This is a genomic window from Flavobacterium humi, assembly GCF_004745595.1.
GTDB lineage: Bacteria > Bacteroidota > Bacteroidia > Flavobacteriales > Flavobacteriaceae > Flavobacterium > Flavobacterium humi.
This window is the reverse complement of record NZ_SRLH01000003.1, coordinates 105,624-129,040: the sequence shown is the minus strand read 5'-3', so window position 1 is coordinate 129,040 and position 23,417 is coordinate 105,624. Positions and strand designations below refer to the sequence as shown.

Here is a 23,417-nt window from a genome sequence, read left to right as displayed (position 1 = left end):
CAGATTACTTATCCCCCACAGAAAATAACAACCAAAACATAGGCCTCAGATCCTTAGGATATTGCGGGCAATTCCGTTATGAAGCACATTTTACACCTGCAAGAAAAGCAAAAGGTCTTTCCGGATTTCCCGGACGGCTTATTGGTAAAGGTTGAGTTGTCCGAAAAAAATACAGCAGCTGGCGAAAAGCCTAGAAGCCGGCGCAAATTCACATTTAAATCATACAAATGAAAAAAACAATAGTAGCATTCAGTATATTATTTTTTGCCCTTTTTACCATTACGGCAAAAGGACAAACCCCGTCTTTGCAGAATATTTCCGTAAACGGAGCGGCCGTTTCAAATTGCGGGACGATCGCTTTTGGGTCAAACAGTTCGGTGAACTTGTCCCTGACATTGAAAATAACCAAATCGTCATCGACAAATGTAGGTGCAGCCATTTTGAAACTGTACATAAAAAAAACCGCAAGCAGCACGCCGCAATTTATCAATGGGATCATGGTAGACAACAGCGCTTTTAGCCAGGGAACTTCTTGGGAAGGGTCTTTCAGTCAAACCTTGCAAGCTTCGGACATTAATGTTTCCGGAAGTACTTTTTATGGTGTTTATGAAGTTTCCACCAATGTGCACCCAAACACTTGTACGTATGCTTTGACCAAAAATCCGTCTCCAACCTTTAATCTAGTTCCAGCCACCCAGGTTGTTTATTGCGAAAATTTGTCCGGTTATACCTTTACAGTTGATAATGTATATGCCACTCCTGGGACTATGACGTATCAATGGAATGTGGGCAATGGATGGAAATACAATAATTCTGGAATAGCCATAACCGGGCCGTTTACCACTACAACCAACAGCATACAAATCAGGCCTATAGATTTTACGGTGTTGCCGTCTAGCATTCAGGTAACTCCGGTTTTGAACGGGGTTTCGCAACCGACTAAAACCTGCCAGATCAGCAGGAGTAATTTTGCTGCAACGCAAGCCACTATTTCGGGCAGGAATTCCATTTGCGGAGCTTCAGAAGTATATACTATTGAGAATTTAAGCACTCCATACTATGTAAATACCGTAACCTGGTCAAGTTCGAATCCTGCTATAGCCACAGTAAGTTCGGCTACAGGTTCATCCATAACCGTTACCAAGGTTTCTGACGGAGCCTGTAACCTGATTGCCAGAATCACCAATGCCTGCGGCCAATCGTTAAACGTTGTGAAACCTCTTAGAGTAGGAGGAGGATTGCCGAGTTTTGATATCGAATTAACGTCGAACAGTAATTATGCTTACGCCGAATTTGTAACTGCCAATGGTGTGCCACTTAACCAACAAGGTATTACTGCTACGACCTGGACCAACATCGGCTCGACAAATGGAGGTATGGGTTCTGGAAGCGGATTTGAAGGTTCTGGAAGAGGTCCGAATTTTAACTGGACTGTGACTTTTTTAATTACGGCAACCAATGATTGCGGAACGACATCGATTACAAGGACCATTACCTGCGCGCCGCCACCATACAACCCTTGTGACAGGCAAGCTTCTTTATCGGTTAGCAAGGATGAACAAGGACATCTTCAATCAAGGATAATATTGGATCCACCTTGTAGCAACAAATCTTCCGATGTTCCGGAAAAGGAAAAAACGGCTGCCGATGAGATTATCGCAACAGAGATTTATGATCTGAGCGGGCTCCGCATCAAAGCATTCAAAACCGGTTCCTACGATATCTCCGACCTGAAAAAAGGAATATATATTGTGAAAGTGGCAACAGCCAAGGATTCCTATACTGCAAAAATAGCTGTCGACTAAAACAAAAACCATTGCCATGATGCAAGAAAAAAGGCTGTCCCTATATGAGACAGCCTTTTTGGTTTTAAATTCAAAAAGATTATTTTTTGATGAAACGTTTGGTGATTACGCCATTGTTGTCAGAAACTTCTAAAATATAGTTTCCGGATTCCATTTTGGCAACATCAATCGATCCGTTTACGATTTTTCCGCTCAATACAGTTTGCCCTATTAAATTAAACACTCTGAATGCCGCATTTTCAGAAACCTCAGTGATGTTTAAGATTCCTTCAGTAGGATTCGGGTATAATTTGATGGAAGACAGGTTGTTTTCAACAGCATCCGGTCTTGCAGTAGTGGAAATGTTTACAGTATAATCTTCTACTTGTCCGTAAGTGAATGCTTCACAAGCCGTTGGAATTCCGTTGTATTTCATCGAAACCCTCATTCTTGTAGCTCCTAAAGTTGCCGCAGCAGGAATCGTGATCGATCCGCTTACCGGAGTTGTAGTAGAAGCGGCAGCGCTCCAGGCTAGTTCGCCGGAATCTGTAAAGTCACCATCCTGGTTGTAGTCGATGAAAACCGCATAGGCTTCAGGATAAGTAGAACCCGTCCAGGTTGGCGTAACGGTAATGGTATAGGTTGCCCCGCGTCCTGCATTGGTAGACTGAGCAGTGAAATTCTCATATCCAGCTGTTCCTGTAGAAGTGTTGTTAATTGTATTGAACACTACTTTACCGATTCTTTCATCATTTGTATTACTTGCCTGAGAAGCACAATACGTTGGTAAGCCTCCACCTTGTAAGTTTACAGTGTAATCTTCCACTTGTCCGTAAGAGAATGTTTCACAAGCTGTTGGGATTCCGTTGTATTTCATGGAAACCCTCATTCTTGTAGGTCCTGTCGTAGCAGAAGAAGATACGGTAAATGTACCTGTTGCAGGAGTGGTAGTCGAAGCGGCTTTAGACCATACCAATTCGCCGGAATCCGTAAAATCACCATCTTGGTTGTAGTCGATGAAAACCGCATACGCTTCTGGATAAGAAGAACCTGTCCAGGTAGGCGTTACTGTAATAGTAGTGGAAGCCCCTTTGGTAAGATTAGTAGAGATAGACGTAAAATCCGTATAACCTGTTCCTCCAGTAGAAGCATTGTTGATGGTTCCGATTTGAACTCTTCCGATCAACTCATCTGCCACGTTGTTTCCTTGAGAAGCACAATAGGTTATCGTTATAGGAGATGTTGTTACGTTTACAGTGTTACTTGCTGTAGAACTGTTTCCTGCTGCATCCCTTGCAATTACATAGAAAGAATACGCTGTAGAAGCAGTTAATCCTGTTACTGTGTAAGAAGTCGTGGCCACATTTGCTTTAAAAACACCTCCTTGGTACACATCATAACCTGTTACTCCAACATTATCAGTAGAAGCTGTCCAAGATAAATTAGTAGAAGAAGAAGTTGTTCCTGAAGCCGCCAATGAAGTTGGAGCAGATGGAGGGGTAGTGTCAATAATAGGTGCAGAAGTTGTTACGTTTACAGTATTACTGGCTGTAGAACTGTTTCCGGCAGCGTCTCTTGCAATTACATAGAAAGAATACGCTGTAGAAGCAGTCAATCCTGTTACGGCGTAAGAAGTTGTGGCTACATTTGCCTTGAATACACCATCTTGATACACATCATATCCGGTTACTCCTACGTTGTCGGTAGAAGCGGTCCATGATAAGTTAGTGGTAGTCTGCGTAGTACCTGAAGCCGCTAAAGATGTAGGGGCAGAAGGTGGCGTGTTGTCTATAGTACCGGTAGTAATGGTAAAGTTCGCATTCGAAATATCGAAGAAAATATGCCCGCTTCCTTTTACCATAATCCTGTTGGTAGTTCCAGGTGTGTTTGGAATAGTTACAGCTTGCGTTCCGTCGTTCGGAGTGCCCGCTAACAATGTTACAGGGAATGTGTTTCCACCATCCGTAGATAATAAAATGTCAACATTGGCACAGTTTACACCATTGGCAGTAGTACCTGCAACGTTCCATGTTATGTTTTGAGATGATCCGCCAACATAAGAAACAGCTGTGTTTGGTGCGCTAACTGAGAAAGGACCCGCCGTAGCATTTACAGTAACCACCATGTCGTCAAAAGCAGTTTGGCCAACTTTTATAGGAGCTACAGAACTGTAAGGAGAATTGTCTCTTACCGTTAACCTGAAGTTCAAAGTCCTGGCAACAGAACTCAAAGCTTCTACATTGATTCCGTCATTTCCTGTTCCGGCTGTTGTCTGGCCGCCGGCAAGAACAGTCTGCAAAATTGGAAAATATCGGGTTGGAGAAGCAGTTGGGCTCCAAGATCTCCAGTTTGGCCCACTAGTTTTACCTACGCTTGCCACACTGTTTGCTCCCGTTTGTGAACCTCCGTCGTCATTTTGCTCCCAAACATATGTCAAGGCGTCTCCAGTATTAGCATCGGTTGCAGAACCGGTAAGCATAAAAGGAGTGCTTTTAGGAATTGTATAATCTGCTCCGGCACTTACAACTGGAGTAGCATTGGTCCCAGCCAAAGAAGTTGTCACAGGACAAGATTTGGTCGCTAAATTAGCCTGGATCTGTGCGATAGTTGTTTCGTGGTAAATATCAATGGAATGAGGAGCGATATCTTGGGAAGTGATACCTGCATAACCCATAATAGTTACACCGGAACCTACTTCTTTGCTTACGCCCGAACCTTCATTACTATTTGAAAAAGTATGATTTCCTCCTAACTGATGCCCTACTTCATGGACTACATAATCAATATCGAAATTGTCTCCCTGAGGAATTCCGTCAGCCGGAGATGTGATACCGGAACCTTTTTGGCCGTTTACGCAAACACATCCGATACAACCTGCATTACCTCCGCCTCCTGAAGCACCGAACATATGGCCGATGTCATAATTGGCTTCACCAATATTATTGGTCAGAGTAGTTTGCAATTGTGCGTTCCATTGGCTCAATGTAGTAGAATACGGATCTGTCGATGCATTATAATAAATAACCGCTGTGGTATTGGCAATAAGGTTTAAGTGTAATGCAAGGTCTTTTTCGTATACCCCGTTGCAACGCGTCAATGTAGCGTTGAAAGCTGCCAAAACTTTACCCTGGTCAGTTGCATTTCCTGCTGTAGACGCTCCAAAATAAGCGGCATACTCCCCGTTGCAGGATTGTGCTAATCTCATGGTTTTCAATTGTCCAGTACTTGATTTGTTAGCTCCCGGAAGTTGGGCATTAATATCAGTTACCATGTTGTGGTCATCGGTAGAACACGTCCAAGGCAGTTTCCCTTTGTCACGGTGTGAACGGAATACGGCATATGTTTTATGATCCTGGGAATACGGCTCGATGAATTCATTTTCCTTATCGGTCCTGAAAACCATCGTCTGGATTCCTTCCTGGGAAATACTCAACTTTAATGTAGCATATTTATCTGTGATTCCTTTTCCCGAATACGCCCTGATCTGCGGGAATTGCGCTTGTAGGGCAGGTTCGAAATTCGAAGCTTCGGACATTTCGAATTGTTCCAAACCGCCGTCTGCGTTTGGTAGGGTAATAATCATTTTGGAAGCCCTGTTCTGTGTAGAAAAAAGAGCCTGTCTCAAAGGATCTATATTCAAATCGAACAGTTTGAACTCTTTCGGGAAAGAAGCCCTTGCAACTCCTTTGTCCGTTACCATTTTACTTGCCTGGTCTTGATGCATTGACCAGAACTTGTCCGTTTGCGCCTGCAGGTAACTACAGGCCAGAATGGATAAGCCTAGGAAAAGTTTTTTCATAAAAAATTGGTTTTTAGTTGTTTATCGATTGCGAATATATTTCTTTTTTTCTGATAAATAAATACGGTATTTCCGTAAAAGATATGAAATCTGTAATTATAAGGCTAAATTTTAAGAATAATTACGGTTTAAGCGTTAATATTGTTAATTTTAATCAATAATCAGTAGTGTTTCCGGACGGCGTATAAAACAGGCCATAAGTTGACCTTATCTTACCCTTAAAAATAAAATGGTTTTTTTCCGACAGATCAGGAAAGTATTTGGGGAAAAGTGAGGATATAAAAAAAAGCCCCGTTGTTTGGGGCTTTCTGTTGCGGATGTTTTTTTAAGAGTATCGCTTACTCGTTAAGTATGTTGATAACGAAATATTTCCTTTTCCCGAATTGGATCAGGATGTATTTCCCAAAGAAAATATCTTCGGTTTTCAATAGGCTTTCCACCTGTATTTTTTGTTTGTTTACCGATACCGCATTCGCAGCCAGCGCTTTTCTGGATTCTCCGCGCGAAGGGAATATTTGGGTCATGTCTGATAAGCCCATAACCGCATCGAGCCCTTCTGCCAGATCGCTTTTCTTTAGGACAGGCTGGGGGAATTCGGAAAAAATATCAAGGAAAAACGATTCTCCTTCAGCTTCCATATCTTCAAGCGTAAAGTTTGAAAATACAAATTCCGATTTTTTAATAGCATCTTCCAATACTGCCTTTCCATGGACAAAAATCGTAACTTCTTCGGCCAATCGCTTTTGAAGGATCCTTAAATGCGCTGCCTGTTTGTGTTCTGCAATCAGTCCATCGATGGTTTCCTTATCTAAAAACGTAAAAATCTTGATGTATTTTTCTGCATCTTCATCGCTGGTATTGAGCCAGAACTGGTAAAACTGGTATCCTGAAGTCTTATCGGCATCCAGCCAGACATTTCCACCTTCGGATTTACCGAATTTAGAGCCATCCGCTTTTGTGATCAAAGGAGTTGTCAGGGCATAAGCTTTTGCCGCGTCACTGTTCATACGTCGCACTAATTCCGTTCCGGTAGTAATGTTGCCCCATTGGTCCGAACCTCCCATCTGAAGTACACAGTTGTAGTTTTTATGCAAATGGTAAAAATCGTACCCTTGTATAAGCTGGTATGTAAATTCGGTAAACGACATGCCTTCGCCCACTTCGCCGTTGAGTCGTTTTTTTACCGAATCCTTCGCCATCATATAATTAACGGTGATTCGTTTTCCTACTTCACGGGCAAAATCAATAAAGGAGAATTCTTTCATCCAATCATAATTGTTAACCATGACCGGAGCATTTTTTTCAGTAGAATTGAAATCAAGGAAACGGGAAAGCACGCGTTTGATCCCGGCAACGTTTTTGGCCAGGGTTTCTTCGTTGAGCAGGTTTCTTTCGTCCGATTTCCCGGAAGGGTCGCCAATCATCCCGGTAGCTCCTCCAACCAGGGCAATAGGCTGGTGGCCGAAATTTTTCAGGTGGACCAAAAGAATAATCTGAACCATGCTCCCGATGTGCAAGGAATCGGCCGTAGGGTCAAATCCTATATATGCCGTCGTTGCCTCTTTTAGCAATTGCTCTTCTGTTCCCGGCATGCTGTCGTGGTACAAGCCTCTCCATTTTAATTCTTCGACTAAATTCTTCATTTTTTGTAAAATAATTTGCGCAAAGATAAAATTTAAAATTGATTTGGTCATTTCGGAATTTTAAGAATCTTTGAACTTTGTTTTCAAGGAACTTTGGAACTCAGCAACTTTAAATTATATTTGAAACATGGTATTAGTTACAGGAGCAACAGGTTTGGTGGGTTCGCATCTGGTTTTGCACTTAATCGGGCAAGGGCAGCAGGTGAAGGCATTATTCAGGAACGAAGAAGGAAAACTGCGGGTAAAATCGGTTTTCGAACAATACGGCAAAGCGGATTTGTTCAAAGAAATCCTGTGGTGCCAGGCAGATATAATCGCCATTCCTTCGCTCGAAGCAGCTTTTGCAGCCGTAGATGTTGTGTATCATTGCGCGGCTTTGGTTTCTTTTGATCCGAAAGACGAGGAAAAATTACGGAAAACAAATATTGAAGGCACGGCCAATATCGTTAACTACTGCATCGATAAAAAAGTCAGGAAAATATGTTTTGTGAGTTCTATTGCCGCATTGGGTGATTTGGGTCCGCATGAGGACAAAATTACCGAAGAAACGGAATGGAACCCCGAGAAAATTCACAGCTACTATGCCATTTCCAAATATGGTGCCGAGATGGAAGTCTGGCGTGCACAACAGGAAGGGCTGGAGGTTGTGGTTGTAAATCCCGGCGTGATCCTTGCTCCGTCTTTTTGGAAGGAAGGCAGCGGTGAGATTTACCAGAAAGTCAAAAAAGGGCTGGTGTTTTATACCAAAGGAACCACTGGTTTTGTATCGGTAAATGATGTTGTGGTGCTCATGGACTTACTAATGAAAGGGGAAGTAAGCGGCGAGCGGTTTGTCTTGGTTTCCGAAAATAAAACCTACCGGGAATTGGTTTCCCTTATGGCAGAAGTTTTAAAAGTAAAAAAACCGGGAATCTATGCCAATTGGTTCCTGACTGGTTTGGCCTGGCGGGCCGATTGGCTTTTGGCTTTTCTCTTTGGTAAAAAAAGGATGTTGACAAGGGATTTAGCCTATTCGCTGCATTCCACCGATAGGTATTCTAACGAAAAAATAAGCACACTGCTTGGGTTTCAATTTCAGGATATTGAGGCATTTATCCGAAAGAACGGCTAATTAACCGGTTTGCGGCTCCGTAATTTCTGAAATATCTTTTTGCTCGAATCGGCGGTTTTGGCATTCGTTTCCTCAACTTTGCCGGCTTTGGACTTTTCTTCTTTTTGTACGATAGCGTCTATTTCGGCTTTCTTTTTTTCCAGGCGGGCGGTTACTTTTTCGAACAGGGCTTTGTATTCTTCGATGTTGAAAGCCAGGTACCGGTTGTTTTCGGCAAACTGGGCACTGTCGATTTTATATTTCTGATAAATATACGTTTTGGTATTGACCTTGTTTTCTTCTAATTTTTCAGGACTGTAACTCTTGAGCGCCTGCAGCAAAGCCAGGTCATACAGGATATTTTCCATAACGGCCGGCTCAATGGGTTTTTCGGGTTTAGGGGCTTCGTTTTTACTGGAACAGCCCAGGCCCATAATCAATACCGAAAGCAATACAAGGATCTTTTTCATGTGTTATCTGTTAAATTCCAGTCTTTTAGCGGGACGGGCGCCGGTGTTTTTAAAATGTTGGTAAACAAGCTCGCCATTTACAAAGGTGTGGGTTATCCGGGATGTAAAAGTAACATCTTCAAAAGGGGACCAGCCGCATTTGTATAGAATATTCTGTTTGTTTACGCGCCACGGCATTCCAGGATTGACAATGGCCAAATCCGCGTAAAAACCTTTTTTGATAAATCCCCTGCGGTCAATTTTAAAGATTTTGGCCGGGTTATGAGCCATTTTCTCCACGATTTTCTCCACTGAAATCTTCCCTTGGTGGAAGGCCTGGAACATCGCAACCACAGCATGTTGTACCAAAGGTCCTCCGGATGGTGCTGAGGTATAAGGATTTTTCTTTTCTTCTAATGTATGTGGGGCATGATCGGTAGCAATCACATCTATCCTGTCGTCAAGGAGCGCTTTCCATAAACCGTCTTTGTCTTTTTGGGTCTTTACGGCCGGATTCCATTTGATCAGCGTGCCTTTTGTGGCATAATCTTCATTGGTAAACCAAAGATGATGTACGCAGACCTCGGCGGTTATCTGTTTGTCTTCCAAAGGGATCTTATTGGTAAAAAGTTCGGTCTCTTTTGCTGTCGAAACGTGGAAAATATGCAGCCTGGCTCCGGTTTTCTTGGCCAGGGCAATCGCTTTTGAGGACGAAAGGTAACAGGCTTCCTCGCTTCTGATCAAATGATGGAACTCCATTGGGATGTTGTCTCCGTATTCCGCTTTGTATTTTTCCAGGTTGCTTTTTATCGTGGCTTCATCTTCACAATGCACGGCAATAAGCATTTTGGTGCTTGAAAAAATCTTTTCCAGGACCGCTTCGTTGTCTACCAGCATGTTTCCGGTAGACGATCCCAGGAAAATTTTGATCCCGGCTACGTTTTTTGGGTTGGTTTTCAGTACTTCTTCCAGGTTGTCGTTGGTAGCGCCCATCATAAACGAGTAGTTCGCAAAGGAAGTCTCGGCAGCAATCTGGTACTTTTGTTCCAATAATTCCTGGGTTACGGCATTTGGGACGGTGTTGGGCTGTTCAATAAACGAAGTGATCCCGCCGGCCACGGCTGCTCTCGATTCTGAGGCAATGTCCCCTTTGTGGGTGAGGCCTGGTTCGCGAAAATGAACCTGATCGTCAATAGCGCCAGGAATCAGATAGTTCCCTTCGGCATCGATGATTTTGCAATCGGATGATTTCGGGCTTATGTTTTGGGCAATTTCAGCAATAAATTCATTTTCAATAAGAACATCGCCTTCAAAAATAGTTCCTTCGTTGACAATTTTGGCATTCTTAATTAAAATGGTTTTCATAGTTATAGTCGGTTGAATATTTTTCTTACTCGGAGCATGATAACACCAAAAATAGCTTCTTTTATAATGGCATTGCTCATTTTAGATTCGCCTTTGGTCCTGTCGGTAAAAATGATGGGCACTTCGGTTATCTTGAAATTATTTATAAAAGTACGGTACTTCATCTCTATTTGGAACGCGTATCCGGTAAATTTTATTTTGTCCAGCTGGATGGTTTCCAGGACTTCCCTTCTGTAGCAGATGAATCCGGCCGTCGCATCATGGATTTTCATCCCAGTAATCATTTTGACGTATATGGACGCGAAATAGGACATCAAGACCCTGTTGAGAGGCCAGTTGACCACATTGACTCCTGTCAGATACCGCGAACCGATGGCAATTCCGGCGCCTTCATTATGGCAGGCGGCGTAAAGTTTTTCCAGGTCTTGCGGGTTGTGTGAGAAATCGGCATCCATTTCAAAGATGTAATCGTAATGGTGCTGCATGGCCCATTTGAAACCATGTACATAGGCAGTTCCCAATCCTGCTTTTCCTTTTCTTTTCTCTAAAAAAAGAGCATCCGGGAATTCTGCTTGCAGTTCCAGGACTTTATCGGACGTCCCGTCGGGTGAATTGTCGTCAACGATCAGGATGTGAAATTTTTTAGGCAACGAAAAAACGGCCCGAATAATGGTTTCGACGTTTTCGATTTCGTTATACGTTGGGATAATGACAATTCCGTCTTGCATAATATGGATTTCTGATGCAAAAGTAAGCTTTTTCACAAATGAGTTTCTTAAATTATTTATAATTAAATATTGCTTTAAAAAATTTGTAATTTTGCACCATGGGAAAAATAGAACTAATTCCGCGGATTGTAGAAAACAGAGATTGGGTAACGATCCTGTTTCTTTTGGCTTTGCTTTTAGTTGCTATTACAAAAACAGCATTCGAGAATCGTTTCAGCGATTTTGTAAATTTGATCATCAATAACAAATACCTGAAGATTTACAAAGACAGCAGCAACCTGATGAGCTGGTTTACCATTTTGTTGTTTGTGGTGCAATTGATCTCGCTGTCGTTTTTTGTGCTGATGGTTTTGAGCTATCTTGGATATACCACAAAAACGAATTGGATATCCTATATACAGATCCTTACTTTTTTAAGTTTTTTTGTCCTTTCTAAGTTTTTAGTGGAAAAGATTATCGCCACTTCATTCAATATAGAAAGTTTCATCGAACAGTTTAATTTGTTCAAAGTCAGCTACAGGACCTATATCGGGCTGTTGCTTTTGCCTGTAAACATAGTGCTTTTTTATACGGATTTGATGAATACTTACCTTATTATGGGAGTTTTGGCTATATTATTGGTAATTAATTCTATAACATATTTGGTTTCATTAAAAAATTATCAAAAATTACTATTAAGTAAGTTGTTTTATTTTATTTTATATATTTGCGCTCTTGAAATTGCGCCCTATTATTTTATGTATTATGTTATTACAAAACGGTAGTGCAGTAAGAAAATGTTTAATATGAAAGTGAAAACAATTTTAGTATCTCAGCCTGAGCCAAAAGTTGAGAACTCCCCCTATTTTGATCTGCAAAATAAGCACAAGGTTAAAGTTGATTTCAGACCATTTATACATGTTGAGGGAGTATCGGCAAAAGATGTCCGTGCTCAAAAAATCGATCTGAATAATTACTCTGCTATTATTTTGACCAGTAAAAATTCGGTAGATCATTTCTTTAGGGTAGCCGAAGAAATGCGATACAAAATCCCGGAGGACCTGAGGTATTTTTGCCAGTCTGAAGCGGTGGCGTTTTATCTTCAGAAGTATGTGGTGTACAGAAAAAGGAAGATTTATGTTGGCCAGAAGGATTTTGTCGACATGTCTACACTTTTCAAAAAATACAAAGACGAGAAATTCCTCCTGCCTTCATCTGACCAGCTCAATGCGGATATTCCTCAGACACTCAATAACCTGAAACTGGATTGGACACCAGGAACGTTCTATAAAACGGTCATGAGCGATTTGTCTGACCTGAAAGATGTGTATTACGATGTGCTGGCTTTTTTCAGCCCGACAGGAATAAAATCATTGTTTAAGAACTTCCCGGATTTCGAACAGAACAATACCCGCATTGCCGTGTTTGGAAGCACAACGCAAAAAGAAGCATTAGAGCATGGTTTAAGGGTTGATATCCTGGCTCCTACGCCGGAAACCCCATCCATGACAATGGCATTGGAAAAATACGTTGCCGAAGCCAACAAAGGAAAATAAATACAGAACCACGTTTTTAACGTGGTTTTTTTATGCTTTTTTCGTAATTTTACAGTACTAAAAATAGTCTCATGGACACCTTACAAAAAGAATTTGTAGAAACGGTTATCGATGCTAGAATCGCGACCATTACTTTCGGTCATCCGGCCGGGAATTCGTTCCCAAGTACCCAATTGAAAAACCTCACTTCGCAAATCAATGACCTGAACGATAACGATGAGGTTTCCGTTATTGTCCTAAAAAGTGCCGGAGAAGGTGCGTTTTGCGCCGGAGCTTCGTTTGACGAACTGCTTTCTGTTTCCAACCTTGCAGAAGGGAAGGAGTTTTTTAGCGGTTTTGCCAATGTGATCAATGCTATGCGTACTTCCAAAAAAATCATTGTGGGACGCGTGCAGGGAAGAGCCGTCGGAGGCGGAGTAGGACTGGCTTCTGCCTGTGATTATGTCTTCGCTACGGAATATGCTGCTGTAAAATTATCAGAACTTGCCATAGGTATCGGCCCTTTTGTGATTGAACCTGCCGTTTCTAAAAAAATAGGAAAAACGGCCATGTTCCAATTGTCGCTTGCCGCCCATGAATGGAAAGAAGCGCATTGGGCTTTTGAAAACGGCTTGTATTCGGAGATTTTCAATTCGATATCGGATATGGATTCTGCGCTGTCCGTATTCGTCCATAAATTAACAAACTATAATCCTGAGGCACTGTATGAAATGAAAAAAGTACTTTGGGAAAACACAGCCCACTGGGATACCCTTTTGTACGAACGTGCTGCTATTTCCGGAAAATTGGTACTGTCCGATTTCACGAAGCAGGCTTTGAACCAGTTTAAGAAATAACGGCTAGTCAAAATCTGGCTTTCGCCTGTTTTTCTTTACTTCAGAAAGTGTTTTCTTGTCTTTTATCCTTTTGCGGATGACTGCTTTGGGGATTTTCGTGGCTTTTCTTTCTTTGGGCTTTACAAGGGCTTTCCGGATGATTTCCAGGAACCTCCGGGTAACGATATCTTTGTTTTTAAGCTGGCTCCTGTCTTCATCACAATTTAAAATCAGTATGTTGTCCGAAGTCAGCCTTGCCGCTAATTTCAGGAAGATCATTTCTTTTTCTTCGGCAGTAAGCGCCTGGGAATCGTTTACACGGAAGGAAAGCACGACTTTGCTCGACACTTTATTGACATTCTGCCCGCCGGCACCGCTGCTTCTTACCGCTTTGAATGATAATTCCGTAAGGATTTTTTCCGCGTCCATTTTATTGTGGCTGATGATTGGGTTTCAATAGGTCGTTAACGGTCTTCACAGGGTTGAAGGTAACCAAAGGTACTTCGATAAAAATGGTGATCCAGTTTGCCATGGCGCCATTCCATAACCCGGGCAGTTCGTATGCCTTGTATTGGGTGCCGTTCTTGCTTTTTTCGACAATGAACCCGCTGTCCGGATCTACAAAATCCTGAAGGTTGAATTTTTCTCCTTTGTGGTTTTTCAGCCCGCAAACAATATCCACCGGATTGAAATGCGTCGCCGATTTGAAAATATGCCATTGGCGCTCGTTCTGCAGGTCTATTTGAGAGCTTTCTACAATTTGCAGGGAAATATTCCCGTTTTTCTCCCGAATCCAGAACGGTCCGCCTCCCGGCTCATTTTCGTTTTTCACCATTCCGCAAACACGTATGGGCTTATCTAGCAGGGATTTGAGGTGCTTGATACGGCTTTCTTTTTTGTATTCTGCAAAATTCGCTGTGGTTTTGATGTGGAGGTCATTTTCAATAAAATGCTGTATTTTCAGGATATCTTCTTTTTTAATATCAGGATTGTTAAGCTGTTTCAGGTTGTCGAATACTTTTTTCTGAAGCGTAATCAAATAACCGCCCAGGACTTTTTTATAAAGCGAAATAGCGTCGATATCGTTATGGCTGACATTGTCTATGTTTTTTATAAAAACGATATCGGAAAGGCTCTGGTTTAAATTATTGATTAGCGCTCCGTGTCCGCCCGGCCTTAAAATCAATTGCCCCGAGTCATTGCGTAAAGGGTTGTTGCCCGAGTTTACGGCAATAGTGTTAGTGCTGCTGTGTTGTTTGGAAAAAGAAGGATGGATGGAAAAACCTGATTTTTTTTCAAAATCGGATTGGGTTTCCCGGATAATCCCCTCAAAAGCCGCCTGGTGTTCTGAAGAAATCGTAAAATGTATTTTTGCCACGCCATTCGATGCCGAATAGTGTACCGCTTCCTTCAGGTGTTCTTCAATAGGAGTCAGGATTTGTCCTGAATAATTGTGGAAAGGCAGGATTCCTTTAGGTTTATTGCAAAAATCAAACTCATCGGCATCCAATAAGGTCTTGATGAAGAAATAGTTTTTTTTGTCTTTTTCCCACGATTGGAAATCTGCATATTTTTCGTTTAACCGTTTGTCGATGCTTTTGAAGAACGGGAATTTGTCCATTCCGATCAAAAAAACAGAAAGCAAAGAGTTTTGCGTCCGGTTGATATAAGCGTTTATCGATTCTGAATCGGGTTTGAATTCTTTCAGGAATTCACTCAAAAATTGGAACATCCTACTGGCTGCCCCGGAAGCCGGAACGAATTTCTCCAACTGGAATTTTTCTTTTTTCCTCTCGAAAATCTCAGCAAAATAAAGGGTTTCGGTTTCAGACAAGGAAAAAATGCCATCGTTGATTATGGCGGGTTTCTCTAAAACGATTTTTGAAATCCCGGACTGGAAAATGAAAAGTTCGTTTGAGATTTTTTCCAATGGAATCCCTTCGGCATGGATCTGTTCAAAATCTGCCTCTGTAAACCCGTATGTTTTTGCTAAACCGCTTTTTGTTGTAATGCTTTCCTCCATTCTAAATAAGCCGAAACGGCCAGGATTGTAAAAATTAAATATTGAATGCTCGTAAACGAATACCCTTTCACAAAATACATTGGCACCGAAATAATATCCCCTATGATCCATAAGATCCAGTTTTCTATTTTCCGTCTTGCCATCAGCCACATGCCCGCAAAGAAAATCCCTGTGACAATGGTATCTACGTAGGATGTCCAGTGTGTAAATTTATTAAAAAATGTATAAACTAATGCTACAAAGGAAACGGTTGCGGCAAAAATGAAGAGGGACCATTTTTTTTCCGAAAGGGTCATCTTCGAGATCGGGAATTCTTCCACATCATCTTTTTTCCTTGTCCAATGGTACCAGCCATAAATGCTCATGATAACGTAATAGGCGTTAATCATCATATCGCCAAGCAGCGACCATTTCCAGAGCAGGTACGTGTAAATTGCAGTGTTGATGATTCCGGTTGGAAAAACCAGGATGTTGTTTTTTTTGGCATACCAAACGCTTAACAGCCCAAAAAGGATTGCCGATACCTCCAGTGCGATTTCGTAAGTTGGGTAGTTTTTATATTGGGAAAAAAGGTATTCAAACATTAGCTGAAGAAATTTATGTCGTTTTCAAAAGCAGTCCCGATAACCACCAGGTCTGCACCGGCCTGATATGCGGCATCAATGGCTTCTTTGGTACGGATGCCACCACCTACGATCAAAGGGACACGGGTGTTTTGTGCGGTTTTTGCTATCATTTCCAACGGGACAGGTTGTTTGGCGCCGCTGCCGGCTTCCAGGTACAGCAGGTCATTGCCTATATATTCGCCGGCTTGTGCCGTTTGCAGGACATAATCGGAATTGTTTCGGTCTAAAGGTTCTGTTTTGCTTACCCGCTCCACTGCAGTCTTCGTGCCGCTTTCTATAAGGATATAACCGGTAGAAATGACTTCCAGGTTGGTTTTTTTAAGGAAAGGGACAGCATTTACCTGATGCTCTATCAGATAATCGGGATTCCTGCCCGATAACAATGTCAGGAACAAAATGGCATCGGCTTCTTTTGAAATCTGGGAAGGGTTTCCCGGGAAAAGGACGATAGGCAGCGTGGTTTCCTGTTTTAGGGTAATAATCAGCCCGTCAATGATGCCGGCATTTACAATGCTTCCGCCCACAAAAATGTGCGTGGCCGGGGATTCGTTGATTTTACGGGCCAGCGCAGGTACGGATCCCATTTCGATTTTATCAGGGTCGAGAAGGATGGCCAGCAGTTTGCGGCTGTTTTTTTTCGCCTCTAAAATTTCAGTATAAAACATTGTTTTTCAATTTGCTTAATTGATTCGGTAAAAGTAGCCCTTTTTTAAAATCAATAAAATTATAATGGTATTTTTGTAGGGATCTTTAGAAAACCACCGATGATAACGGAAAAGTTATTGGAATCTTACCAGGCTGCCAGGAAAAAATACAATAAGGGAGAAACCATTTTTGAAGAAGGCAATTTTCCGGCACATTATTACCAGATTGTTTCAGGTGAGGTAAAAATGTGCAACTTTAATGACGACGGAAAAGAATTCGTGCAGGGATTTTTCCACGATGGCCAAAGTTTTGGCGAGCCGCCGTTGTTCCTGGAACGGGTATATCCGGCCAATGCCATTGCAGTAACCGATTGTGAAATACTGTTGGTGCCAAAAACAGCGTTTTTAAGCCTTATCCGGGAGAATGCACAGGTTTCCCTGGCAATTATCGAAAACCTGGCGCAAAGGCTTCACTATAAATCGGTGATGGCTGCCGAAATCTCTTCACAGGAACCGGAACACCGATTGCTCAAACTGATGGATTATTCGATAACATTTTTTAAAATCGAAAAAGGAAAAGACGGCCACAGGATCGACCTGACCCGCCAGCAAATGGCAGACCTGACCGGTTTGCGGGTAGAAACCGTCATCAGGGCAATAAAATCGATGGAAAAAAAGGGTGAGATCCAAATCATCGGAAGGAAAGTATACCGATAATCCAGGCTTTATGATTTCGGTCATAAACAGGAGCCTTCCACCAGGCATAACTTTGTGTAATAAAATCACAAATTATGACACTGTATCAAAAAACATTCGAAGATTTCAAAAAAGGGTATTTAGGATTTGCAACATTGGCTATCATCGGGCAAAGTTGTTTGGGTTCGGCTGCAGCAATGTATGTGCTTAAAAACGGTACTTCCCTGTTTCAGATGATTCAATTAACACTGGTAGTGTTGGCCTGTATGTTTGTCAATGGCGCTATTTTATCGCAGCAAAAGCCCAAACTGGTTTTTAATCTCATCCTGGCCAGTGTGGTAACGAGCCTTCTCGAAATCTTTTTGAATACAATAATTCTCTAAGCGTCAAGCAACATTTCGTTTTCCAGGGTACACACTATCATATAATTTTCTGCTATTCCAGTGTCCTGGCCTGGTTCTGTTAACAGGCTTTCAAAATGGATCGCAAAAGATTCCACGGTATCGTTAAAGCGGAGTTCGGCTGTGCAGTTTTTGTCGGATAACTGGAAAGGGCTTTCAAAAATATGGTCGATAAAACTAATGCCGGGTTCGTTTTTAAGTTTGAATACAGATTCCTTGATGCCCCAGATAATCGTTGCTTTTTTCATCCGGTCGCTTTCAGGCAATCCGGACAAATGGGAAGTATCCATAAAACGAGGCGAAAGGCGGAGTACTTTTTCCTTAACCAGCTCCAGGTCAATCCCAATGTTCTGGCTGCTCAGGGCAATAGCCGAAAAAGCATGCGAATGGGATATGGAAATGTGCTTGCCGTCTTTTAGGAAAGGCTTTCCGCTTTGGTCGTACACCAGGTCAAAATCGGTATAGCCGCAATGGGCCAATAATTTCCGGACACTCAAAAAACCACGTTGGTGGAGTTCTGATTTCATGGTGTTGAGCCGGATCAGGTTCACGTCGTTTAGTTGTACTTCATCAAACAAATCTTCAAAAGATTCGGTTATTTCCCATAGAAAAATAGACGTTGATGGGTTGATATTGATAACTTTATGTAAAGGCATTTAGTATTTTGTTGTTTTTCAAAAGATTATAAAGATAAACAAATCACAAAAAAAGCAGATCATTCTATAAATAAAAAGTAATTCCGTAATTTTGGCAAAATTTTGATAATACAAATATACAATAGATGAGTACAACGACATTACCATTTGTGGCTTATAAAGTGAAAGATATTTCGCTTGCAGCCTGGGGAAGAAAAGAAATTGAATTGGCAGAAGCCGAAATGCCGGGATTAATGGCGCTTCGTGCTGAATATAAAAACGAGCAGCCTCTTAAAGGTGCGCGTATCGCCGGATGTTTGCACATGACCATCCAGACTGCGGTTTTAATCGAGACTTTAATTGCCCTTGGCGCTGAAGTTACCTGGTCTTCCTGTAACATTTTCTCTACGCAGGATCAGGCTGCTGCTGCTATCGCTGCCGCAGGAATCCAGGTATACGCTTGGAAAGGCCTTGATGAAGAATCTTTCGACTGGTGTATTGAACAGACTTTATTCTTTGGAGAAGACAGAAAGCCGTTGAACATGATTTTGGATGATGGTGGGGATTTAACGAACATGGTTTTTGACCGTTACCCTGAATTGATCCCTGGAATCAAAGGTTTGTCAGAAGAAACAACTACAGGAGTGCACCGTTTGTACGAAAGAATGAAAAACGGGACATTGTTCATGCCGGCAATCAACGTAAACGATTCTGTGACCAAATCCAAATTCGATAACAAATACGGTTGTAAAGAATCAGCTGTAGATGCTATCCGTCGTGCTACAGACATCATGTTGGCTGGAAAAAGAGTAGTAGTTTGCGGTTATGGTGATGTGGGTAAAGGAACTGCAGCTTCTTTCCGTGGCGCCGGTTCTATCGTAACGGTTACCGAAATCGATCCGATCTGTGCTTTACAGGCCGCTATGGACGGTTTTGAAGTGAAAAAACTGAACACTGTTGTTGGCAATGCCGATATTATCATTACCACTACAGGAAACAAAGATATCGTGATGGGAAGTCATTTCGAACAAATGAAAGACAAAACGATCGTATGTAACATCGGGCACTTCGATAACGAAATTGACATGGCCTGGTTAAACAAAAACCACGGTGCTTCAAAAATCGAGATCAAACCTCAGGTAGATAAATATACTATTGCCGGGAAAGATGTTATCATTTTGGCTGAAGGGCGTTTGGTAAATTTAGGCTGTGCTACAGGACATCCAAGTTTTGTGATGAGTAATTCTTTCACCAACCAGACTTTGGCGCAAATCGAATTGTGGAAAAACAGCGCTTCGTACAAAAACGAAGTGTATATGTTGCCGAAACACCTGGATGAAAAAGTTGCCGCGCTTCACCTGGCTAAATTAGGTGTGGAATTGGAAACCCTAAATGCGGAACAAGCAGCTTATATTGGAGTAGAAGTACAAGGGCCATTCAAACCGGAATACTACAGATACTAATAAAGTTTCTTATATGACAGAAAGACCCTTGCTGAAAAGTGAGGGTTTTTTATTTTAAAGCACCATCAGGTTGCATCCCCGGATATCCGAATTGTCAAATCGGCCCAATACTTCAAAGGAATTGTTTGCGGTCTTTTTGCCCAAATCCTGGGTGGCAATAAAAGAGCAGGAATTGATGTTGGCCAGGTCGATGACATTGATGCCGCCGGTTTTTCCTTCATTAACATAAGTCAAGGCATCTTCCGTATCGCGGATCAGGACCTGCATCCAGTTAGGGCACTCGAATATGCCGTCGCCTAAGGAATACGCTTGTGAAAGCAATTCGGTCATGCCGTATTCGGAATGGATTTCGGACACGCCAAAACCTTTGCAAAGGGTTTGGTGGAGTTCTTCCCGTATCATTTCCTTCCGTTTGCCTTTCATGCCTCCTGTTTCCATAATGATGGTGTTCTTGAGGTTGAATTCCCGGTTTTCGATCAAATCCAGCAAGGCGTACGTCACGCCAATTAAAATGACGTTTTGCCCGGCGTTGTCCAACGAAACCAACTTGGTGGTCAACTCGTCATAATTGTTCAGGTAGAAGCCGCTATCGGGCTTATTGGAGCGTTTAATCAGGTCTTCGGCCATATAAATCAGGGAAGAACCTTCGCGTTCCAAATAGGAAGGGAGCAAGGCTAAAATGACATAATCTTCTATGTTGCCGTAAAATTGGGAAAACCCCAAGCGGAAACTTTCTTCATAAAAAGACAAATCGGTTACCATATGCCTGCTGGTGCTCATTCCGGTGGTGCCGCTGCTGGTGAAGGTAATCTGTACCGCTTCGGGCGAGCTCAGGACATCATGGCTTTTGAAAAACTGAATGGGCAAAAACGGAATCTGGGACAAGGTTTTCACGTTTGTCTTGTCCTTTTTTAAGAATTCGCAAAATTGCCGGTATACCGCATTGTTGTCGTATTGGTAACGAAATACCTTGAGCGTGGTTTTTTCAAACTCTTTTTTGGAAGCGATGTGGAATATATCGGAAGTGGAAAACATTCCCCAAAATTAAGTAAATAAAAAAGTCCGGCAAAATACCGGACCCCAAGTTTTAACTGTTGGGATTAATTAATGACAAAATCCTTTGTTTCTGTTTTGTTCCCTTCGGTAACTTTTATTTTGTACGTTCCCTTTTCCATTTTGGACAGGTAAATTGGCGAGCCCACTGTTGAAATGGAATATACTTTTTCTCCTGTTGCATTATAGAAATGGACTTTTTTCCTTACATACATATCGGATATGATATAAATGTGTTTGCCGCTTTTCTGCGAATCACAAGTAACGATTTTCAATCCTGAAATACTGTTGCTTTTTGTTTTTTTGACAGCAACCGCAGCAACCGGGTCTTCCGTTTTTACGATGGCTTCTGCATTTTGAATGTTTCCTTTAACGGAGTCTGTCGAGATATTGGCTAAAGCACTGAAATTTACTAGCAAGAATAAATAAATTATTTTCATATGTTCTGATTATTAACTGTTTAAATTCTTGACGAAAGTAATACGGGATATTGAAACAAAATAATTTAATCGATAACGAAAGGATATTTTCGATAAAATGCATAACTGATTGAAAATAAACTTTTTACAGTGATTAGCTTTCTCACTGTTTTTAGTGATGCCCTTCGCATTGTTTTTAGTGATGCGGGAGGCGAAGGTTTTTCCATACGAAAGGAGCAACCCGGCATTTACCGCCATAAAAAAAGCCCCAACGTGAATTGGGGCATTTCCGGATTAGTGAGAAATGAATTATTGAATCACTATTTTTCTTGCAGCTGTTTTTCCTTCTTCAGTTACTTTTACCATATAAACACCGCTTGAAAGTGCCGATACGTTAACTGGAGCGTTGGTAACGGTTGTAGAAAGTACCATTTTACCCAAAACATTGTAAATATCCACTTGTTTTGCTTCGAAATTGTCCGAAGTTACAAATAAGCTGGATTTAGCCGGGTTAGGGTAAATTTTAAGGCCGCTTATTTCATTGTTTTTGGTAATATTTAATGCGGTGGTACCTGTTAATTTGATGTCATCGATCCTGAATCCAATATTAGAAACCGGATTTTCAAATTTTATCCTTAGGTTGGCAGTTGAGGGGATTGTTCCCGTGGCTGTGACCATTGTCCATACAGATGTTCCTGCTCCTGAAGTTCTTGTGTATGTTAACGGAGTCCAGTTTGTGCCATCAGCGCTTACCTGGACAGTCAATTCATTACTGGCGGCATTTGTGCCTTTTTGATGCCCGAAAGACAAAACCAGGTTAATGTACCCAAGTGTATTGATGCCTTCGATGGTCAGGTTCTTTGCTGGTGATGTACCGCCGAAAAATACACATCCGCTGCCTGAAGCGCCAGGGTATGTATTTCCTGGTGTGTCTGAAGGAGTAGATGTTCTTGCATCGGCATTTCCTGAAAAAAGAATCGGAGCACCATTTTGAAAAGTGTGGGCGCTTACCAAAGGATTAGAGCCAGGAGGTGTGCCCACATTTTCAGAGAAGATAGTCGTTTGTGCATAACCGGTAGTTAAGACCAGCGTCAAGAAAGAAAAGTAAATTTTTTTCATTTTTAATTGTATTTAAGGAGCGCGAAGCTACAAAAAAACCCCAATATAAATTGGGGTCTTTTCTTAGTAATGTAGTGAGAAATGAATTATTCAATCACTATTTTTCTTGTAGCTGTTTTTCCTTCTTCAGTTACTTTTACCATATAAACACCGCTTGAAAGTGTTGATACGTTAACTGGAGCGTTTGTAACAGTTGTAGAAAGTACCATTTTACCTAAAACATTGTAAATTTCAACTTGTTTTGCTTCGAAATTGTCTGAAGTTACAAATAAGCTGGATTTAGCCGGGTTAGGGTATACTTTTAATCCTGAGATGTTGTTTTCAGCAACGCCAAGTGGAACTGGAGTTACTTGTGCCCAAGTTGTACCTACTCTTATTTCGTCAATTACAACACTTGCAGTTTCAGTTGCAGAATCCTGTCTAAGGAATACTCTTTGGATTTGAGTTCTGTCTGTAGTTCCTGTCGTAGTTGTTAAAGTTGAAGCTGGAGCGGATACTGCACCAAGATTCGTTGGGTTTATCCATATAGATGAAGCCTTTGTTGCTCCTAAATCATAAGCAATAACAACAAGATAGTTTGTATTTAAAGCGTATTCAGTTGGAAGGTATTGCGTGTCTCCAGTTGCTGTAGCTTTATTGATTCCAAATTGAAAACCTGCTCCTAATGGTTTAATCCAAACAGTAGAAGCGAAATTTGTTGACGTATCAGCCAATCCGTATGAATAACCTCCGTTAGGATCTGTAACACCTGTAACGCTGACAACTTTTATGATAAATGAAGAATAAACAATTCCGGAAGTTTGAGCGGTAAAAGCTTGTTGCGGGTCGATTCCACCTCCGTCAAATTTAACAGAATTCCCTAAAGACGCCTGTAATCCAGTATAAGATAAGTTACCTGCCTCAACTAAAACTTCATCTCCAGTATTGACATTAACCCATCCGCCCTGAGCTCCAAGGTTGGAAGCGGCAGTGTAATTAAATGGTTCGTAATATGGCAAAGTGGCCTGTCCGAAAGACAATGAGGTAGCCAATAAAGCTCCTATAAAGTAAATTTTTTTCATTTTGATTTTTTTTGTTAAAATGGACAACAAAGATAATAAGTAATTCCTTTAAATTAAAAGGAATCAATG

22 protein-coding genes are annotated in these 23,417 nt (G+C 41.6%); 8 read left to right on the top strand and 14 right to left on the bottom strand.

Going from position 1 to position 23,417, the window contains the following annotated elements:
• Nucleotides 1-227: 227 nt before the first annotated feature.
• Nucleotides 228-1,805 (top strand): T9SS type A sorting domain-containing protein, encoded by a 1,578-nt coding sequence (locus E4635_RS05945; protein WP_135525712.1) that lies wholly within the window; start codon nt 228-230, stop codon nt 1,803-1,805.
• Nucleotides 1,806-1,884: 79 nt separating this feature from the next.
• Here the strand turns inward: E4635_RS05945 and E4635_RS05940 are convergent, their stop codons facing one another.
• A complete protein-coding gene (locus tag E4635_RS05940) occupies nt 1,885-5,583 on the bottom strand; it encodes a GEVED domain-containing protein (RefSeq protein WP_135525711.1) in 3,699 nt (1,232 codons plus the stop codon).
• 338 nt (nt 5,584-5,921) lie between these two features.
• Complete coding sequence (gene tyrS / locus E4635_RS05935) at nt 5,922-7,226, bottom strand: tyrosine--tRNA ligase (protein ID WP_135525710.1); 1,305 nt, start codon at nt 7,224-7,226, stop codon at nt 5,922-5,924.
• Between the two features lie 127 nt (nt 7,227-7,353).
• Here tyrS and E4635_RS05930 point away from each other — a divergent pair, with 127 nt between their 5' ends.
• On the top strand, nt 7,354-8,337 hold the full coding sequence (locus E4635_RS05930) for an NAD-dependent epimerase/dehydratase family protein (RefSeq protein WP_135525709.1): 984 nt from the start codon (nt 7,354-7,356) through the stop codon (nt 8,335-8,337).
• Here the strand turns inward: E4635_RS05930 and E4635_RS05925 are convergent.
• Genes E4635_RS05925 through E4635_RS05915 form a run of 3 tightly spaced genes read right to left on the bottom strand, consistent with a single transcriptional unit; the run spans nt 8,334 to nt 10,858 of the window.
• Nucleotides 8,334-8,786, bottom strand: a complete 453-nt coding sequence (locus E4635_RS05925; protein ID WP_135525708.1) for a DUF4296 domain-containing protein — start codon at nt 8,784-8,786, stop codon at nt 8,334-8,336. The genes E4635_RS05930 and E4635_RS05925 overlap by 4 nt on opposite strands.
• Before the next feature lie 3 nt (nt 8,787-8,789).
• Complete coding sequence (locus E4635_RS05920; RefSeq protein WP_135525707.1) at nt 8,790-10,130, bottom strand: dihydroorotase; 1,341 nt, start codon at nt 10,128-10,130, stop codon at nt 8,790-8,792.
• Between the two features lie 2 nt (nt 10,131-10,132).
• Nucleotides 10,133-10,858: a polyprenol monophosphomannose synthase gene (locus E4635_RS05915; protein WP_135526016.1), complete on the bottom strand. Its 726-nt coding sequence runs from the start codon at nt 10,856-10,858 to the stop codon at nt 10,133-10,135.
• Nucleotides 10,859-10,956: 98 nt separating this feature from the next.
• Here E4635_RS05915 and E4635_RS05910 point away from each other — a divergent pair, with 98 nt between their 5' ends.
• The 3 genes from E4635_RS05910 to E4635_RS05900 all read left to right on the top strand — a co-directional run bounded on the left by E4635_RS05910 (nt 10,957) and on the right by E4635_RS05900 (nt 13,229).
• The gene (locus E4635_RS05910; protein ID WP_135525706.1) at nt 10,957-11,622 is read left to right on the top strand and encodes a DUF4271 domain-containing protein; all 666 of its coding nucleotides are present in this window, start codon (nt 10,957-10,959) and stop codon (nt 11,620-11,622) included.
• A 21-nt stretch (nt 11,623-11,643) separates the two neighbouring features.
• Complete coding sequence (locus tag E4635_RS05905; RefSeq protein WP_135525705.1) at nt 11,644-12,393, top strand: uroporphyrinogen-III synthase; 750 nt, start codon at nt 11,644-11,646, stop codon at nt 12,391-12,393.
• Nucleotides 12,394-12,464: 71 nt separating this feature from the next.
• The gene (locus E4635_RS05900; RefSeq protein WP_135525704.1) at nt 12,465-13,229 is read left to right on the top strand and encodes an enoyl-CoA hydratase/isomerase family protein; all 765 of its coding nucleotides are present in this window, start codon (nt 12,465-12,467) and stop codon (nt 13,227-13,229) included.
• Between the two features lie 3 nt (nt 13,230-13,232).
• Here the strand turns inward: E4635_RS05900 and arfB are convergent, their stop codons facing one another.
• From arfB to E4635_RS05880, 4 genes are read right to left on the bottom strand one after another with little or no spacing between them, the layout of a single operon-like run.
• Nucleotides 13,233-13,637 carry an alternative ribosome rescue aminoacyl-tRNA hydrolase ArfB gene (gene arfB / locus E4635_RS05895; RefSeq protein ID WP_135525703.1) on the bottom strand — a complete coding sequence of 135 codons (405 nt, stop codon included), beginning with the start codon at nt 13,635-13,637 and terminating at the stop codon, nt 13,233-13,235.
• Between the two features lies 1 nt (nt 13,638).
• A complete protein-coding gene (locus E4635_RS05890) occupies nt 13,639-15,231 on the bottom strand; it encodes a DUF4301 family protein (RefSeq protein WP_135525702.1) in 1,593 nt (530 codons plus the stop codon).
• Nucleotides 15,198-15,815, bottom strand: coding sequence for a nicotinamide riboside transporter PnuC (gene pnuC, locus E4635_RS05885; protein WP_135525701.1), 618 nt, complete (start codon nt 15,813-15,815; stop codon nt 15,198-15,200). The genes E4635_RS05890 and pnuC overlap by 34 nt, the downstream gene beginning before the upstream one ends.
• Nucleotides 15,815-16,522 (bottom strand): geranylgeranylglyceryl/heptaprenylglyceryl phosphate synthase, encoded by a 708-nt coding sequence (locus E4635_RS05880; protein WP_135525700.1) that lies wholly within the window; start codon nt 16,520-16,522, stop codon nt 15,815-15,817. The genes pnuC and E4635_RS05880 overlap by 1 nt, the downstream gene beginning before the upstream one ends.
• A gap of 99 nt (nt 16,523-16,621) precedes the next feature.
• Here E4635_RS05880 and E4635_RS05875 point away from each other — a divergent pair, with 99 nt between their 5' ends.
• Complete coding sequence (locus E4635_RS05875) at nt 16,622-17,218, top strand: Crp/Fnr family transcriptional regulator (protein ID WP_135525699.1); 597 nt, start codon at nt 16,622-16,624, stop codon at nt 17,216-17,218.
• 74 nt (nt 17,219-17,292) lie between these two features.
• On the top strand, nt 17,293-17,580 hold the full coding sequence (locus E4635_RS05870; RefSeq protein ID WP_135525698.1) for a hypothetical protein: 288 nt from the start codon (nt 17,293-17,295) through the stop codon (nt 17,578-17,580).
• Here the strand turns inward: E4635_RS05870 and E4635_RS05865 are convergent.
• The gene (locus E4635_RS05865) at nt 17,577-18,254 is read right to left on the bottom strand and encodes a 4'-phosphopantetheinyl transferase family protein (RefSeq protein ID WP_135525697.1); all 678 of its coding nucleotides are present in this window, start codon (nt 18,252-18,254) and stop codon (nt 17,577-17,579) included. The genes E4635_RS05870 and E4635_RS05865 overlap by 4 nt on opposite strands.
• A 125-nt stretch (nt 18,255-18,379) precedes the next feature.
• Here E4635_RS05865 and ahcY point away from each other — a divergent pair, with 125 nt between their 5' ends.
• On the top strand, nt 18,380-19,696 hold the full coding sequence (gene ahcY, locus E4635_RS05860) for an adenosylhomocysteinase (RefSeq protein ID WP_135525696.1): 1,317 nt from the start codon (nt 18,380-18,382) through the stop codon (nt 19,694-19,696).
• 54 nt (nt 19,697-19,750) lie between these two features.
• Here the strand turns inward: ahcY and E4635_RS05855 are convergent, their stop codons facing one another.
• The 4 genes from E4635_RS05855 to E4635_RS05840 form a co-directional block, all read right to left on the bottom strand.
• The gene (locus E4635_RS05855) at nt 19,751-20,731 is read right to left on the bottom strand and encodes a LuxE/PaaK family acyltransferase (protein WP_135525695.1); all 981 of its coding nucleotides are present in this window, start codon (nt 20,729-20,731) and stop codon (nt 19,751-19,753) included.
• A 65-nt stretch (nt 20,732-20,796) separates the two neighbouring features.
• On the bottom strand, nt 20,797-21,189 hold the full coding sequence (locus E4635_RS05850; RefSeq protein ID WP_135525694.1) for a T9SS type A sorting domain-containing protein: 393 nt from the start codon (nt 21,187-21,189) through the stop codon (nt 20,797-20,799).
• Between the two features lie 288 nt (nt 21,190-21,477).
• Complete coding sequence (locus tag E4635_RS05845; RefSeq protein ID WP_135525693.1) at nt 21,478-22,287, bottom strand: T9SS type A sorting domain-containing protein; 810 nt, start codon at nt 22,285-22,287, stop codon at nt 21,478-21,480.
• Nucleotides 22,288-22,373: 86 nt separating this feature from the next.
• Nucleotides 22,374-23,348, bottom strand: a complete 975-nt coding sequence (locus E4635_RS05840; RefSeq protein WP_135525692.1) for a T9SS type A sorting domain-containing protein — start codon at nt 23,346-23,348, stop codon at nt 22,374-22,376.
• Between the last annotated feature and the right edge of the window lie 69 nt (nt 23,349-23,417).